The 13,502-nt window shown below is 62.5% G+C and carries 15 protein-coding genes and 2 pseudogenes; 4 read left to right on the top strand and 13 right to left on the bottom strand.

Translation table 11 applies throughout. The features are described 5' to 3' along the window. Window positions 1-24 precede the first annotated feature (24 nt). The gene (locus tag KX729_RS29745) at window positions 25-783 is read left to right on the top strand and encodes an SDR family oxidoreductase (RefSeq protein ID WP_219746085.1); all 759 of its coding nucleotides are present in this window, start codon (window positions 25-27) and stop codon (window positions 781-783) included. 36 nt (window positions 784-819) lie between these two features. Beyond that, window positions 820-1,767, top strand: a complete 948-nt coding sequence (locus tag KX729_RS29740; RefSeq protein ID WP_219746084.1) for an alpha/beta hydrolase family protein — start codon at window positions 820-822, stop codon at window positions 1,765-1,767. 57 nt (window positions 1,768-1,824) lie between these two features. Here the strand turns inward: KX729_RS29740 and KX729_RS29735 are convergent. The 3 genes and pseudogenes from KX729_RS29735 to KX729_RS29725 all read right to left on the bottom strand — a co-directional run bounded on the left by KX729_RS29735 (window position 1,825) and on the right by KX729_RS29725 (window position 3,899). Beyond that, window positions 1,825-2,435 (bottom strand): annotated as a pseudogene (locus KX729_RS29735) (NAD(P)-dependent oxidoreductase). Between the two features lie 69 nt (window positions 2,436-2,504). After that, a complete protein-coding gene (locus tag KX729_RS29730; protein WP_219746083.1) occupies window positions 2,505-2,978 on the bottom strand; it encodes an AtaL-like protein in 474 nt (157 codons plus the stop codon). Between the two features lie 51 nt (window positions 2,979-3,029). After that, window positions 3,030-3,899 (bottom strand): SDR family oxidoreductase, encoded by an 870-nt coding sequence (locus tag KX729_RS29725; RefSeq protein ID WP_219746082.1) that lies wholly within the window; start codon window positions 3,897-3,899, stop codon window positions 3,030-3,032. 103 nt (window positions 3,900-4,002) lie between these two features. Between KX729_RS29725 and KX729_RS29720 the strand changes: the two genes are divergently transcribed. Beyond that, window positions 4,003-4,893 carry a LysR family transcriptional regulator gene (locus tag KX729_RS29720; RefSeq protein ID WP_219746081.1) on the top strand — a complete coding sequence of 297 codons (891 nt, stop codon included), beginning with the start codon at window positions 4,003-4,005 and terminating at the stop codon, window positions 4,891-4,893. A gap of 102 nt (window positions 4,894-4,995) precedes the next feature. Here KX729_RS29720 and KX729_RS29715 read toward each other — a convergent pair whose 3' ends face one another. Beyond that, window positions 4,996-5,433 (bottom strand): LysR substrate-binding domain-containing protein, encoded by a 438-nt coding sequence (locus tag KX729_RS29715; protein ID WP_246617960.1) that lies wholly within the window; start codon window positions 5,431-5,433, stop codon window positions 4,996-4,998. 535 nt (window positions 5,434-5,968) lie between these two features. Between KX729_RS29715 and KX729_RS29710 the strand changes: the two genes are divergently transcribed. Beyond that, window positions 5,969-6,865, top strand: coding sequence for a hypothetical protein (locus tag KX729_RS29710; RefSeq protein WP_219746079.1), 897 nt, complete (start codon window positions 5,969-5,971; stop codon window positions 6,863-6,865). A gap of 138 nt (window positions 6,866-7,003) precedes the next feature. Here the strand turns inward: KX729_RS29710 and KX729_RS29705 are convergent, their stop codons facing one another. From KX729_RS29705 to KX729_RS29665, 9 genes and pseudogenes are all read right to left on the bottom strand, one after another. Next, window positions 7,004-7,186, bottom strand: coding sequence for a hypothetical protein (locus KX729_RS29705; RefSeq protein WP_219746078.1), 183 nt, complete (start codon window positions 7,184-7,186; stop codon window positions 7,004-7,006). Between the two features lie 121 nt (window positions 7,187-7,307). Then, window positions 7,308-8,195: an alpha/beta fold hydrolase gene (locus KX729_RS29700; RefSeq protein ID WP_219746077.1), complete on the bottom strand. Its 888-nt coding sequence runs from the start codon at window positions 8,193-8,195 to the stop codon at window positions 7,308-7,310. 451 nt (window positions 8,196-8,646) lie between these two features. After that, a complete protein-coding gene (locus KX729_RS29695; RefSeq protein ID WP_219746076.1) occupies window positions 8,647-9,414 on the bottom strand; it encodes an anti-sigma factor family protein in 768 nt (255 codons plus the stop codon). Continuing rightward, window positions 9,411-9,938, bottom strand: a complete 528-nt coding sequence (locus KX729_RS29690; RefSeq protein ID WP_219746075.1) for an RNA polymerase sigma factor — start codon at window positions 9,936-9,938, stop codon at window positions 9,411-9,413. The genes KX729_RS29695 and KX729_RS29690 overlap by 4 nt, the downstream gene beginning before the upstream one ends. A 47-nt stretch (window positions 9,939-9,985) precedes the next feature. Further along, window positions 9,986-11,442, bottom strand: a pseudogene (locus KX729_RS29685) (YncE family protein). Between the two features lie 16 nt (window positions 11,443-11,458). Continuing rightward, window positions 11,459-11,944: a DUF305 domain-containing protein gene (locus KX729_RS29680; RefSeq protein WP_219746074.1), complete on the bottom strand. Its 486-nt coding sequence runs from the start codon at window positions 11,942-11,944 to the stop codon at window positions 11,459-11,461. A gap of 73 nt (window positions 11,945-12,017) precedes the next feature. Beyond that, window positions 12,018-12,782 (bottom strand): CopD family protein, encoded by a 765-nt coding sequence (locus tag KX729_RS29675; RefSeq protein ID WP_219746073.1) that lies wholly within the window; start codon window positions 12,780-12,782, stop codon window positions 12,018-12,020. Beyond that, window positions 12,779-13,192 carry a copper resistance CopC family protein gene (locus tag KX729_RS29670; protein ID WP_219746072.1) on the bottom strand — a complete coding sequence of 138 codons (414 nt, stop codon included), beginning with the start codon at window positions 13,190-13,192 and terminating at the stop codon, window positions 12,779-12,781. Before KX729_RS29670 ends, KX729_RS29675 begins: the two co-directional genes overlap by 4 nt. A gap of 64 nt (window positions 13,193-13,256) precedes the next feature. Beyond that, complete coding sequence (locus KX729_RS29665) at window positions 13,257-13,433, bottom strand: hypothetical protein (RefSeq protein WP_219746071.1); 177 nt, start codon at window positions 13,431-13,433, stop codon at window positions 13,257-13,259. Window positions 13,434-13,502: the final 69 nt, after the last annotated feature.

Raw genomic sequence — 13,502 nt, 5'->3', positions numbered from 1 at the left:
AGGCTTTAATCAGGAGACAAGCACTTGCCAAAGATCCTTATCACCGGCTGCTCTTCCGGCTTCGGCGTTGCCATCGCACAGACTTTTCTGGCACGTGAGTGGGAGGTCGTCGCCACCATGCGCACGCGCCGGCACGATCTGCTGCCCGCCCACGACAAGCTTCAAGTCCTGGCGCTGGACGTGACCGACGCGCGAAGCATCGAGGAGGCCGTCGAGGCGGCGGGACCGATCGACGCCCTTGTCAACAACGCAGGCGTTGGTATGCTGAACGTGCTCGAAGGCGCCGAGATCGACAAGATCCACGAACTCTTCGAAACGAACGTCTTCGGCGCCATCGCGATGACGAAGGCGTTTCTTCCGCAGATGCGGATTCGGGGATCGGGCGTCATCGTCAACGTCAGCTCCATCGTGACGATGAAGCCGCTGCCTGCCTTGGCCGTCTACAGTGCCAGCAAGGCTGCATTGAACGCATTCACCGAGAGCCTGGCGCTGGAAGCCGGCCCGTTCGGCGTAAGGACCCGCCTGATACTGCCGGGATCCGCTCCGACCACCGGATTCGGCAAGAATGCCGTCGCTAGGATGGGAATGGAAATCCCTGAGCCATACGGCTCGTTCGTCCACGACTATCTCAGCACGCTCCGCGCCGGAACGGAGTTCACGACGCCGGAGGACGTGGCCGAGGCTGCTTGGCGCGCCGTGACCGAGCTCGACGCTCCTATGAAGATTCCGGCAGGAGCCGACGCAAGCACGTGGTTCCGCGAGGCTGGTCTTCTTGCCGAATAACGAGCTCCTTCCAATATTTCCTCAAGGATTCAGAACATGAACCGTCTCATCGATATCGCACGCCACATACCCACGCCCGACGCCGCTCTAACCCTTGCCTATACGCCGATCCGACTGCTCATGGAGGGCCGACAGCCCCTCGAACTGCGCCTCACCGCGCCAGCGACCGGCGACAAGCTTCCCATCGTGCTGCTGTCCCACGGTTATGGCCCCTCCAACTACATCCCGTCGAAGGACGGCTACGGGCATATGGCCCAGTTCTGGGCCGAACGCGGCTTTGCCGTCATCCAGCCAACGCACGCAAGCTCGCGGGTCGGAGGACTGTCGAGCGATGCGCCCGGAGCGCCGTTCTTCTGGCGCGAGCGCGTGCAGGAGATGAAGGCGATCCTCGATCGACTGCCGGAGGTGGAACGACAGGCGCCTGCCGTGTCCGGACGGCTCGATCATTCTCGCGTGGCAGCGGCCGGGCATTCCTTCGGCGGCCATACCGTCGGACTTCTGCTGGGCGCGCAGTTGGAGGGCGAGGACTTCTCCGACGACCGCATCTCGTCGGGCATCCTCCTCGCCGCGCCGGGGCGTGGAGGGAAGGACATGACCGAGGAGAGCGCCGCCCGGTTTCCGTTCTTCGACGTCGACTTCTCGAAGATCTCCAGACCGATCCTGGTCGTCTGCGGAGATGCGGACGATCCGCATTTTACGACCCGTGGCCCGCAATGGCATGCCGATCCCTTTCACGACGCGCTGGGGCGGGACGATGCGCTCCTGATGTTGCATGGCGCCGGGCATGGACTTGGAGGCATCGCCGGACTCGACGCCAAGGAAACGGAGATCGAGGCGCCGGACGTGCTAGAGGCGACGAAGCGCATGACGCTCGCTTGGATGCGGACGGCACTTGCAGTAGATCCGGACGCATGGAGCGTGGCCTGCACCGGACTTGCGGGTCGGGCAACGGAACTGGGGCATGTGGTCGTTCGACGAAGGTGACGCAAACAAGCCCGCTCGACCAGCGGGCTTGGCGTCTCAACGAGACCGGCCGAAGCCTTACCAGGTAATCAGCGGCGACTTTCGCAGCCATCCGTCTGATCCGACCTGATCCAAAAGGAAGCGGGCGACATCCTGGCGGGATATGCTTCCGCCATGGAAGTCGCTCAGGTCGGTAAGCGCGCGTACAGTCCCTCGGGCGGCCTTGTTGTTGAGAACGGAAGGCCGGACGATTGTCCACTCCAGCCCACTCTCCCGGATAAGCGCTTCCTGACGGTCCTTGTCGGCATAGATGTTGCGCAGAAGAAGCGGGAAGATCAGCTTGTCGAAGACGAAACCGCCACGCGCCCGGCTGTCCCGGTAACGGCGACGAGGCGCGACACCTGCTCCGCCTTCATCGCATCGACGAGGGCTTTCGTCGCGCTCGAAAGAAGCGTCACTTCCTTAAACGGGCTGGCGGGCGTTCCGAGCGCGCTGATGACCGCGTCGCGGCCCTCGATAGCCTCGCGGAGAGCCGTCTCCGCGACCTTCTCCGGCGAACGCACGAAAGCGGTGATGTCGTGGCCGCGGCTCAAGGCCAGGGTGACGATATGACGTCCGGTCGGGCCGGTGGCGCCGAGGACGGTGATCTTCGGCGTGGCGTCTGATCGGGTGGTAGCAGAGGTGGGCATGGCGGTTCTCCTGGCGGGCAGGGCGCCTGTCTCAGGCCGCCCCGCTGGTATTGTTGATGGTGACGATAATCAGAGCCGGCCCTCGGCGACCAGTTCGCGGGTCCGCTTAAGGGTCGACAGCAGGGCGGACTTGTAGCCCCTGTCGCTGTCGAACTGGGTCTGCTCCGCCTGTTCTTCAGGTCCGTTCGGCTGCTTGCCGCGCAGGCCGAGGTAGCAGTAGAAGCGAAGCTGCAGTTCGCCACCTTCATCTTCGAACAGCTCGTTGATGATCGCGCCTTCGCGCGGTCCCATGGCCTGGAAGAAGGTGACTTTATGTTCTGGCTCCAGTGTGATGATCTCCCTGATGTCGGAACCGGCGATCGTGGCTTCGCGCACGAAGTGGGTCGTGCTATCCTCCACGACGTCGCAGCGGGTGCAGAGGCCGGGCGGCAGGAACAGCCGCGCGTCGCGGGCTTTCAGTTCGAGGCCCTTCCAGGCCTGTTCACGGGTGAGCCTGGTTTCGCCCTCTGGATTTACTGAAACGGTAGCGGTCGAATAGATCATGACGATGGTCCTTGTGGTGGATGTTTGCTGGTGGTGGTGAAGGTTGCCGCCTCAAGCCGAGGCGGCGGCTTCCGAGGCGAAGTCGCGGTAGGAGCGGAGCGGGCGGCCGAGCAGCGTCGTCAGGCGTTCGACGTCGCCGCCTTCCGGCAGCATGCCGTCGGTCAGGAAGCGCTCGCCCATCATCCGCATGTCGTACGCCATCCAGGGCGGCATGAACTGGTTGAGGTTCTGCTCGAAGGCGTCCGTATCGCCGCCGGCATAGCTGATCTGGCGGCCGAGGACGTCCGACCAGATGGCGGCGATATCCTCGCCCGTGAGGGTTTCGGGGCCGACCAGATTGACGCGGTTGAGCGGCAGCGGTTCTGCAGCCTGTTCACGACGCAGCAGTTCGAGCGCCGCGATCTCTGCGATGTCTCGCACGTCGATCATGGCGAGACCCTTGTCGCCGACCGGCATCGGGTAGACGCCGTAGCCGGTGATCGCGTCCTTGATCATCAGGTCGTTCTGGATGAAGTAGGCAGGGCGAAGGATGGTGGCTTTCATGCCCATCTGTTCGATCATCCGCTCGACGCCGTACTTGCCCGCGAAATGCGGAACGTTGACATAGACGTCAGGATGAATGACCGAGAGGTAGACGATGCGCTCAATGCCGGCCGAGCGTGCGACGTTGAGCGCGATCAGGGCCTGGGTGAATTCGTCCGGAACGACGGCGTTCAGCAGAAACAGCGTCGAGACGCCGGACATGGCGGCGCGCAGGGATTCGACATCGAGAAAGTCGCCCTTGGAGACATCGACGCCGGCCGGGAAGCTGACTTTCGAGAGATCGCGGACGAGGGCGCGAACGTCGGCGCCGCGGCTGGCGAGGTGTTGGACGACTTGGCTGCCGATATTGCCGGTGGCGCCGGTTACGAGAATGGTCATGTGAGTATCTCCGGTTGGTGTTCTTGACGACCCGAATATGACTGGTTCATCTTCAGCCAAATAGACCTTCAAAATAGACGCGCCGTCTCGTAGGTGAAACAGTATGGATCTTCTCGCACTCGCCGACTTCAATCTTGTGGCCCGCCATGGCGGTTTTGGAAAAGCGGCGCGGGCGTCCGGCCGTCCCAAAGCAACGCTGTCGCGGCGGGTGGCGGAACTCGAAGCCTCCCTTGATCTGCGGCTATTCGAACGCGGAGCACGTGATCTGAAGCTCACCGAGGAAGGACGCGCTCTCCACCAGCGGACGGCAGCCCTCCTGATCGAACTGCACGAGACGGCGGCTGCAATTTCTTCTGGCGCGGAAAGGCCGCGCGGTCGGCTGCGGATCAGCGCGCCGCTTCTCCTGTCGCAGACCGCTATGGGCAAGATCGCCGCAGGGTTTGCGCTCCGATACCCGGAGGTAAGGCTTGAGATCACCACGGAGGATCGCGTGGTCGACATGATCGAGGAGGGCTACGACCTGGTTATCCGCGTCAATCCGGATGCGGACGAAAGCCTCGTCGGCCGTGCCTTCCTTCATGACCGGCTGGTCGTCATTGCAAGTCCCAAGGTTCCTCGTCCGGTCGCAGGGAGGGCCTCGCCGGGCGTGGTCCGTGGCAGCGGTGGCGGCCAAAGCTGGGCCGTCCTGACATCGGAAGGTCGAGCGAAGATCGAGATAGAGCCGGTCCTGTCCATGTCGTCGCTCATCATGGTGCGGGATGCCGTACGCGCCGGCGTCGGCGCCGCTCGCCTGCCGATCTCGCTCGTGAGCCATGATCTGCACGACGGAACGCTCCTTCACTGGGGCGACGTCGAAGGATCCGAAATCTCCCTATGGGCGCTGTACCCCTCCCGGCGGCTCCTGAGCGCCCGTGTCTCGGTTTTTCTCGACTACCTCAAGCAGGCGTTTCCCGCAGGAACGCCCGAGGAGCTGGCCGCCTATATCGGCAGGTGACGATCCTGGGATGTCGACGCTGCGGCGGCTGCGGCGGCTGCGGCGACGAGGAGGGGTATGCTGATGTTCGTCCGATCCCTCTGTCTGCGCAGTCGCTGCTGTCTACTCCAGATATGGCTGCAGCACCCCTTCGACCCACTTCATGAAGGCCCGGACGCGGGGCGAGAGATTCCGGCGATGAGCCACGACGAGCGACCCGTCTAGCGGTTCCGGTCGGAACTGCAGCAGAACCTCTACCATAGCCCCGCTCTCAAGGTGCTGGCGAATCCCCGAATATGCCGCCTGGATGAGACCCATACCTGCAAGCCCGGCAGCCTCGTAGGTCTGGACGCTGTTTACGTGGAGCGAACCAGGTACCGAGAGCGTCTCATATTCGCCGTCGTCGCCATTCGGATACTCCCACCCATATGGCTTCGTACCAAGCGTCCTGCTGTAATGGATCGTGCGGTGTGCCTGCGAACGAAGGTCATCCAGAGACTGCGGGACGCCACGTCGTGCTAGGTACGCCGGGCTGCCGCATTCCCGACAGATGGAAGCCATAAGGTCCACCTTCAACAAGTCCGGACGGCACGTCCGGCAGCGTACGAGGCAGGCGATGTCCTTGCGAGATTGCGGGTGGGACACCATATCATGTTTGCCACCCCACAACGAGAGCCTCCGCAGCGCCGTCCGCCGGCGCTATCGTGATGCCTTGCGCGGGGTGAGAGGGCCGCTCCCTCCTCGGGTCGAGCGCCCTCGGACCTTTTTTGACACTCACGGAAATCATGGTTTCGCACGATAATCTCGTAATCCTTCTCCATGGTATAGGTGCTTCGGGCGCACAGCTCATGCCGCTTGCCGCATCTTGGCGGGAAAGCCTCGCAGGGCGCCATCATGGGCCCCGACGCGGTCGCCAACGGATGCTGGGCGGTGGGCGCGCTCGTCACGTTCGGACGGCCGGCTTCAAGGTCGCACTCGAAGTCGAGCAGGGAATAGGACATACGATCTCCAGCGCAGGCGCCGAAAAGGCCCTTGCATTCCTCAGGGAGACGCTTGTCTGAACGCAACCAGGCGGCCGCGGAAGCGTTTTCTTAGTATGGCCGACGAGCGCACCGAACAGGACGAATCCGAAGCACCGCTACAGGAGACTGTATCGTTTGCCTTCGATCGCATGACGGTCGTTCGCTTTCGCGAGACCTTCCCAAATGCTCGATGGAGCGACAAACTGCAGGCGTGGACGGTGCCAGGAAAGACGGCGAGAAACCGTATCGACCGATGGGTCGCCTCCGAGGCCGACCGACGGACACCATACGAGCAGGAGCGCGGGCGCGATGCCTTCGAATTCGAGCCGATCCTCAGCCAATATCTTCAAGTTGGCGACCAAGGTTTCCGTGTCAGGACGCCGTTCTCACGGGCGGTTGTCGACGAGCTCCGTCAAATCCCTTTCGCCAGATGGAATGGCGTCGACAAGGTTTGGGAGATCCCTTTCGCATCTTACGACGATCTGCAGCACAGATGGCAGGCGATCGAGGAGGGCGCGAAGCGTTCTGAGCCGGAAGAACGGCGCAAGCGTGCCGAGGCGCGAAGGGGTACCGAGGTAGAGGCTAGGGCGAAGCGGAAAATCTCCGAACGCAGGAAGAGGCGGCTGCCCGTGCCAAGCGACGATCTGCCACCCCTGGGTCGGCCGGTCGCAACGGCCGCTTTCGGGATCGTCGTCATCACGGAGATAACGGGTGAGATCGTTGATCCGGAGGAGATTGTCGAACACCATCCCGATGCGAGCGACGAGCATGTGTGGGCCGGATGGCGAGCGGCAACGCTGGAGGAGCTTATCCATACATGGCCCTCGAAAACAGGTCCGGGGGAACTCGAAAGGATTAGGGGGTGGTGGCAGCCGAGCTTGGACGAACTGCGGGAAGCGAGGAGGGCTGCGAAATCGACAGAGCGACGTCGCGGAGTTCGCGAAGCCACTACCGACGCCGCGTCTCGATGAGGCAGGTTACAGGCAACACCGGTAAAGGGTCTTGTCGCGCCAGTGGCAGATCGACGGAGTGCTCTTTCCATGGCGATACTCAACCGACCGCTCTCCGACCTCCGCGCTTCCCATCGGGTCGAGCGCCCCTGTTTCGAATCAGCCGCTACCCGGCGATACGCTGTTGTCGCTATTGTCGGGCAGTGATCCGGCACCGGGCGTCTTGCTCTCGTCCTGAAGGTGCGGCTGGTCATGCGGGCCTGCTGGCGGGCGTTGCTCTACAGCGGCCGGCTTATTCCCTGTTTCTTCGATGGCTTCTTGGGCCTTCGTATCCTTATGCATCCGAAACTCCTTGTTGTGATGTAGGAAAACTCGCGAGCGGTTAAATCGCGCGGTCAGCCGGCCCTCCTTGTGCCACGGTCCTGAACTTAGAATAGTTGACGGCGTGACAGATATCCGGCGTTCAGAACGCTGGCGTTTCTTCAAGGAAAATCGCGAACTCTCGAGCAACGGTCTCCGGATCCTCACGCTGCGGGAAATGTCCAACGTTTTGCAGAGCGATACGTTCGAACGGTCCTAGAAACTTCTCATGAAGGTTCTCAGACAGTTCTGGAGGGTTCACGCCATCCTCCAGGCCCTGAATATATATAGTCGGGACCGACAACGTCTTCGTTTCCTTGATCCGCTCCTCGAGCCACATGCTGGACGGGTCCGGTTCGACCTCGCCCCACCGGACCCTGTAGCTGTGCAGCGTGACAGCCACCCAGTCCGGGTTTTCGAAGGAAGTCGCGACCGCATCGAATGTGACCTCGTCGAACCACCCGTTTGGACTCCAGTTCTCCCACTGGATGCGTGCGAATCCAGAAGGGTCCTCCGTAATGGCTTCACCTCCTCGTTTAGTGGCCATAAACCAATGGTACCAGTACCGCTGGGCCTGCTTGAACGACGGCGTCTTCAGACCTCCCATACGAGGCAAGGATGATAGCAGGGCCATCCGCTCGACCCGTTGTGGCCAGCCGATGGCAAGACCCTCCGCGATATTCGATCCCCAGTCGTGCCCGACAACGGAGAAGGTCTCGATGTCCAGACTGTCCATCAGCGCGATTGCATCCATGGCTAGTACCGCGCCGTTGGCCGTGCGCAGAGTATCGAGATTGCGAAAGACGCTGCTGCCGAAGCCTCGCAGGTACGGCGCGATCAGCCGCAGATTACGATCCGCAAGGCGTGAGGAAACGGCCGCCCAGGTTGATGCGTCGTCCGGCCATCCGTGCAGGAGGAGCACTGGCCGTCCGTCTTTTGGGCCGGATTCTATGTAACTGATATGCAGATCATCGGTCGAGATGTGAGGCATCGATGAGTCCCTCTTTTTCGACACGAACCCTGAGCCTATGGCCAAGGTTCCCGCGGCACCCTTATCCGACCGCGTTCGCACGATGGTAGGCAGGTGTCGGTCCAATGATCCGGCAAGACATATTCGGATCATGAAAGAGCGACGTGCGGGCCAGCGTGATGATTACTCGCGGTGGACATAGACGCGAGGAGCTAAGAGGAAGATAGCATCGTTACTGTTCTCCTGATGGTTGACCGGCCCACGCCTGCCACGTCCGCGGAGCACGGCTCGTCTGCGAGATATCCAAGCAAGTTCCAGGACGGCGGCAGCGAACGCTCGGAGAACTGCGGGAAGCCAGGCGTACCGCGAAATTTCGCGATCGGGAGAATATCGGCTCGCCGGCCGCCGGAAGCGCGGTGCGAACTGAAGCGTCGAGGCATAACGGTGAAGCAGACCCGACGCTGCCTGAACGCTAGATTTGCGAGCGCGCCACGTTTGCGATCGAGTGGAGGTCGGCGTGCGGCAGAGATCCCACAAGACTATAGCCGAGGCCGTTTTTCGCCCAGCTCCAACCTCTGACGTCGGCCGTCTCGGTGGCCACCATGGGCTTGTCCTGGTCTAAGGCCATGGGACGGGTAAACATGACGAGCCTGCTGCCCTTGTCATCGTCATACATCAGCATCAGGGCTGGACCATGCGCCGTCGGGACAACGCGGCCGCCCATGAGGCGGTAGCCTGCCGTTCTAAGGTCCGGGATGGCCGCGGGGCGTCCAAGCGCCGAATTCGCGAATTGCTGGAGCCTGTCGCCTCCGTCGGCTCTAACCTCAACGGGATGTAGGCGGTCGGGGGCGAAGGTGCCATAGCTGGTTGACGCCTCCTGTGCGAGCGCTGCGACGCCTTCCGAAGGTGGCAGGGTATAGCTTTTCATAATCCAGCCGCCGGTCGCGCCGACCGCCAGAAGCACTACTGCAGCCGCGGCAAGCCGGAACGACCCTGTCCGGCGGGCAGGGGCTCGCGCGGCCGCGATCGTCGTCAAGTTCAGCCTCGAAGGCACTGGTTCTCTTGCCACTGTCTCCAGTGCAGAGCGAAGAGCGGCGGCTTGCGACCGATAGGACGAGACGCGTTCTGCTGCCTCCGGGTTTGCAACCAGGTATTCCGACACGTCCCGGTGCCGCTTGTCGTCGAGGACGCGGTCGACATACGCTTGGAGATCGTCTTCGGTGATCGGCCTAATAGTCATTTCACCCTCCGGATGTAGGAACCGGCCGTCGAAGTTCGCGGTCGTTCGTTTTCCAATATCGACCTTAGCCGCTCGCGGGCCCGCGCAAGTCTCGACATGACCGTCCCCAGCGGAATTTCCAATACCTTGCCGGCCTCGGCGTAGGAAAGATCTTCCACGGAAACGAGCAACAGAATACTTCGGTAGTCGGGCGGCAGGCGCTCGATGGCCGCCATGACCTCCCCGCCGTAAATCGCATCTTCCTGCGTCGGCGACCGCGCCCCGACCGTCTCCGGTGCGTCTTCGATAGGCACCGAGCCTGCGCGCCGGGCATCCTGCCTCAGCTTGTTGACGGCAAGGTTATGCAGAATGGCGAAGACCCAGGAGCGCGGGTTGTCGTCGTGGCGGCGGCTCCAGTTCAGCACGACCCTCTCGAGGCAGTCCTGGACGATGTCGTCGGCGCTCTCCGCGTCTCGAACCAGACCGCGGGCGTAGCGCCTGAGGGCCGGGATCATCGGCTCCACCTGTGAAAGCAAGTCGTTCATATCGCGCCTCCGAACGGACGCCTGCACGCGCAGGCGCCCGTCTGCCGTTATTCTGCCGCCTGCACCTGCAGGACCTTGCCCGGCTTGCCGTCGTCGACGGCTGCCACGACGAGGTATCGGCGTTCGTCCTTGTGCTTTGCCTCCACGATCTGACGGATCGGGCCGACAGCGTTGACGATGGCCGAGCCTGCCGGATTGGTCATGAAGTTCGACAGACCTTCAAGAGCGCCGCTGCCGTCCGCCTTGTCGGCGAGAGCAAGGACATACATCTTCCTCGGCTCCAGTCCAGTCACCGAGGCCTGCAGGACCTGCGTCAAACCCTGATCGAACAGCGAAACCGTCGAAGGCGTCTTCTCCGTTCCACCCTTGGCTGCCAGCTTCAGGTGCGCCGCCTCGCCAGCCTTGCCGAGCGGCACTAGGTTCGCCAGGCCGTCGCCATCCGGTACGGCGTTTGGAACATAGGCGACCGCCTGGGGGCCTGGCCGATCGGGATGTTAGCGACGACCTTGTTCGTAAGCGTGTCGATGACGGCGAACTGATCGGCGTTCTCCAGACCGACATAGACGCGGGTGCCGTCGCCCGACGGCCAGATCCCGTGCGGCAGGTTGCCAACGGGGATGGTCGCCACCTGCTCGAAACTGTCGGTGCGGAATACCTTCACCTCGTTCAGACCGCCCACCGTCACATAGGCGAAGCTGCCGTTCTTGTTGGTGACGAGATTGACGTGGTTGGTGATCGGTCCGGTATCGATCGTCTTGATGTGGTCGAACGGCGCCTGCGCGTTGAAGACCTGCGTCTTGCCGACATCCTTGAGTGTGAACCACACCTGCTTGCCATCGGGCGAGGCGGCGATGTTCGGGCAGAAGGGGCTTTCCTGCTTCACATGGCCGACGATGTGATGGTCGGCGACGGACACCACAACGGTGTCAGGATTGAAGGACGAGCAGATATAGCCGTACTTGCCGTCCGGCGAGAAGATCTGCATGCCGGGGCCTGCCGGCACCTTGATCTGCGTCTTCTCCTCGAAGGTCGCGGCGTCGATCACCGAGATGTAGTCCTCGCCGCGAACGGTGACCCAGACTTCCTTGCCGTCGGGCGTGAAGAACGCTTCATGCGGCGAGCGGCCGACATAGGTCGTGTGCTTGACCGCATTCGTGGCCGTGTCGATGAAGGTTACGGAGTTGGAACCGATCGAGACGACCGCGAGGGTCTTGTGGTCTGGCGAGAAGCCCATGCCGTGGACCAGAACTTGGCCCTTATAGAGCGGCGACAGATTGCCGGGTTGAGGATCGCCGAGCTTGATCACGCCGAGCAGCTTGTTCGTGGACGGGTCGCTGACCGAGACGGTGTTGGAGAACTGCTCGGCGGCGTAGACTCGGTCCTTGCTGCTGATGGCGATGTCTGGATCGGAGGCTGCGGCGGGCGCCTGTCCTGCGAAGGCGGAAAAAGGCAACAACATGCTGCCCGCCAGAAGGCTGGCGGCGAAAGATGTCCGAATGTTCATTGGATAGACCTTAGAGTTACATCTTCATGTTTGGGTCCATGCCCTGCGGGGTGTGGCTGGGCGAGGACGGGGCGGGGGTGTTTTCCGGGGCGACTTGCGTGGGAGCGGGACCGGAGGGCGGGAGGGTGTCGCCGATCGCGAGCTTCATCGCCGCGATCTCCTGTTGCTGGTCGACGATGATCTCCTGCGCGATACGCTTGAGCTGCTCGTTCTTCCCGTACTTGAGGACAGCGAGCGCCATATCGATCGCGCCCTGGTGATGAGGCGTCATCATCGCCACGAAATCGCGGTCGATATCACCTGTCGGCTGCACCTCCATGTCCGCCATCATCGTGTCCATAGCGGCATCATTTTCGGCGAGGTAGGCAGCCTCCGTATTATCTGCAACGACTGGCGCGTGCCCGTGCTGGGACGGATCGTGCGCGAACGCGGCCCAGGCGCTCGACGTGAGCAAGAGACCGGCCGCCACTGCGATCGACTTCCCATATGACCTTCTCGTCATTGGCTTCTTCCTTCCTGTTTCAAAGGAGTAGACACCCGAGACGGGCTTCTATTCCCTGTGCCTGCATTTTTTTTCAATTCGGATCGTCGAGACCTAGGGACGCGACGAGCGCGAATGCGACCAGCCCCAGCAAGATTTCCAGCCCGCAGCCCGCCACAAGAAGTGTTCGCGACCTCGTGGGATGCCTGCCGCGCATCGGGACAATGAGATATCGGTTGGCGAGGGCCATGCAGGTCATGGCAAGTGTCGCTGCTATCTTCCACGAAAGTCGGGAAAAGCGCTTCATCGCGGCGACCGCCCCGTCGACCTTCAACGCCGACATCCGCACGAGGAGGATGAATGGGACGAGCGCACCGACCCATGCCGTCGCCGACAGAACATGAACCGCTGAGATCATGAGCTCGATCAATCCGGCCGCACCTGAAAGCCCCGCGGAATGGCCCCTGGTGGCCAGGCAGACGAGCGTCAGGAACGACAGGAACACGCTCGTCCGCAGGAGGTCGAATGCGGTGGCCGCGGCCAGTGCGATGCCGATCCCGGCGGCCGAGACCGTCAGCGAGATACCCGTATGCGTCTGGAGAGCAACGGCCGCAAGGATGTCCCACTGCCCGGCGCTCGTCCAATCCGACCCGATGCTGGCTGCCTGAATCGGCACTGCGGCGGCTCCCGCGGCGTAAGCGACCAGGCCGCATACGGCGAAAGGCCTCCGCATCGCCGCCTGCAGGCAAGTTCGAACCTGCCGTGGCGTGAAAAGGATAAATCCGCCTCCGCCCCAGACGAACGAAAGCGCCGTGTCGAACAGAAAGCGGTCGACCACCTGCGCGTCGTACGGCGTCATGGCTCGACCGTGAACGTGATCGCGCCCGACGTCTTGTGACCGTCCTTCGACAGCACGTCCCATCTTGCCTCGTAGGCTCCCGCGGAGAGGGGGGCGAGAGGGACTGCGGTGAGCAGCGAGCCATCGTCCCCGGCGACCTTCCGTTCCCGAAGCGGGGCGGCGTCGCCTGACCCGTTGGCCAACGTCACATGGGAGAACGCAGGCTCTAGTCCTTCGGAAAAGGACAAGGTGACGATGGGGGGCGCCGCATGCAGCGACGCCCCGTTGGCAGGGTCAGACTGGACGAGGCGGGCATGTGCCGATGCCGTGGCGGCAAGCCCGAGGCAGGTCGAACTTACGACCAGGGCAGAGAAGATTGCGTTTCGCATTGTGTCGCCTTTCAGACCGTGACTGGACGCACAAGTAGACATCGACAGCGTCGATTTATTCCCGCAGTCGCAAGATTTCGTCAGCCCGCCGATCAAACGGCAGCGCTCAAGCCCGCGGGAAGGCCTCCGCCTGTCTGGTCCTCCCACCGATCATGATGCCGCATTTGCCGAACATGATGCCATGATGGTCGGAGAACGATGGGTTGCGGAGCGACAGCATCTTGAGGGTCGCGACACCGAGATAACAGTCGAGCTCGCCGATGGGAGCCGAGAGAAGGATCATGCGTCTGGCGGCGACCGCCCTGATACCGACGCCGACGACGATGAAGCGCAGAAGTCGCCATGGCGACCA

It is taken from the genome of Neorhizobium populisoli (assembly GCF_019430945.1).
In the GTDB taxonomy this organism is placed as follows: Bacteria; Pseudomonadota; Alphaproteobacteria; order Rhizobiales; family Rhizobiaceae; genus Neorhizobium; species Neorhizobium populisoli.
The sequence above is the reverse complement of the archived record's forward strand: the minus strand, read 5'-3'. Positions and strand labels throughout refer to the sequence as shown.

Coding starts and splice junctions, on each gene's coding strand:
- KX729_RS29740 (WP_219746084.1), top strand. CDS start 820: ATGAACCGTCTCATCGATATCGCACGCCACATACCCACGCCCGACGCC.
- KX729_RS29730 (WP_219746083.1), bottom strand. CDS start 2,978: ATGATCTATTCGACCGCTACCGTTTCAGTAAATCCAGAGGGCGAAACC.
- KX729_RS29725 (WP_219746082.1), bottom strand. CDS start 3,899: ATGACCATTCTCGTAACCGGCGCCACCGGCAATATCGGCAGCCAAGTC.
- KX729_RS29720 (WP_219746081.1), top strand. CDS start 4,003: ATGGATCTTCTCGCACTCGCCGACTTCAATCTTGTGGCCCGCCATGGC.
- KX729_RS29715 (WP_246617960.1), bottom strand. CDS start 5,433: ATGGCTTCCATCTGTCGGGAATGCGGCAGCCCGGCGTACCTAGCACGA.
- KX729_RS29710 (WP_219746079.1), top strand. CDS start 5,969: ATGGCCGACGAGCGCACCGAACAGGACGAATCCGAAGCACCGCTACAG.
- KX729_RS29705 (WP_219746078.1), bottom strand. CDS start 7,186: ATGCATAAGGATACGAAGGCCCAAGAAGCCATCGAAGAAACAGGGAAT.
- KX729_RS29700 (WP_219746077.1), bottom strand. CDS start 8,195: ATGCCTCACATCTCGACCGATGATCTGCATATCAGTTACATAGAATCC.
- KX729_RS29695 (WP_219746076.1), bottom strand. CDS start 9,414: ATGACTATTAGGCCGATCACCGAAGACGATCTCCAAGCGTATGTCGAC.
- KX729_RS29690 (WP_219746075.1), bottom strand. CDS start 9,938: ATGAACGACTTGCTTTCACAGGTGGAGCCGATGATCCCGGCCCTCAGG.
- KX729_RS29680 (WP_219746074.1), bottom strand. CDS start 11,944: ATGACGAGAAGGTCATATGGGAAGTCGATCGCAGTGGCGGCCGGTCTC.
- KX729_RS29675 (WP_219746073.1), bottom strand. CDS start 12,782: ATGACGCCGTACGACGCGCAGGTGGTCGACCGCTTTCTGTTCGACACG.
- KX729_RS29670 (WP_219746072.1), bottom strand. CDS start 13,192: ATGTCTACTTGTGCGTCCAGTCACGGTCTGAAAGGCGACACAATGCGA.
- KX729_RS29665 (WP_219746071.1), bottom strand. CDS start 13,433: ATGATCCTTCTCTCGGCTCCCATCGGCGAGCTCGACTGTTATCTCGGT.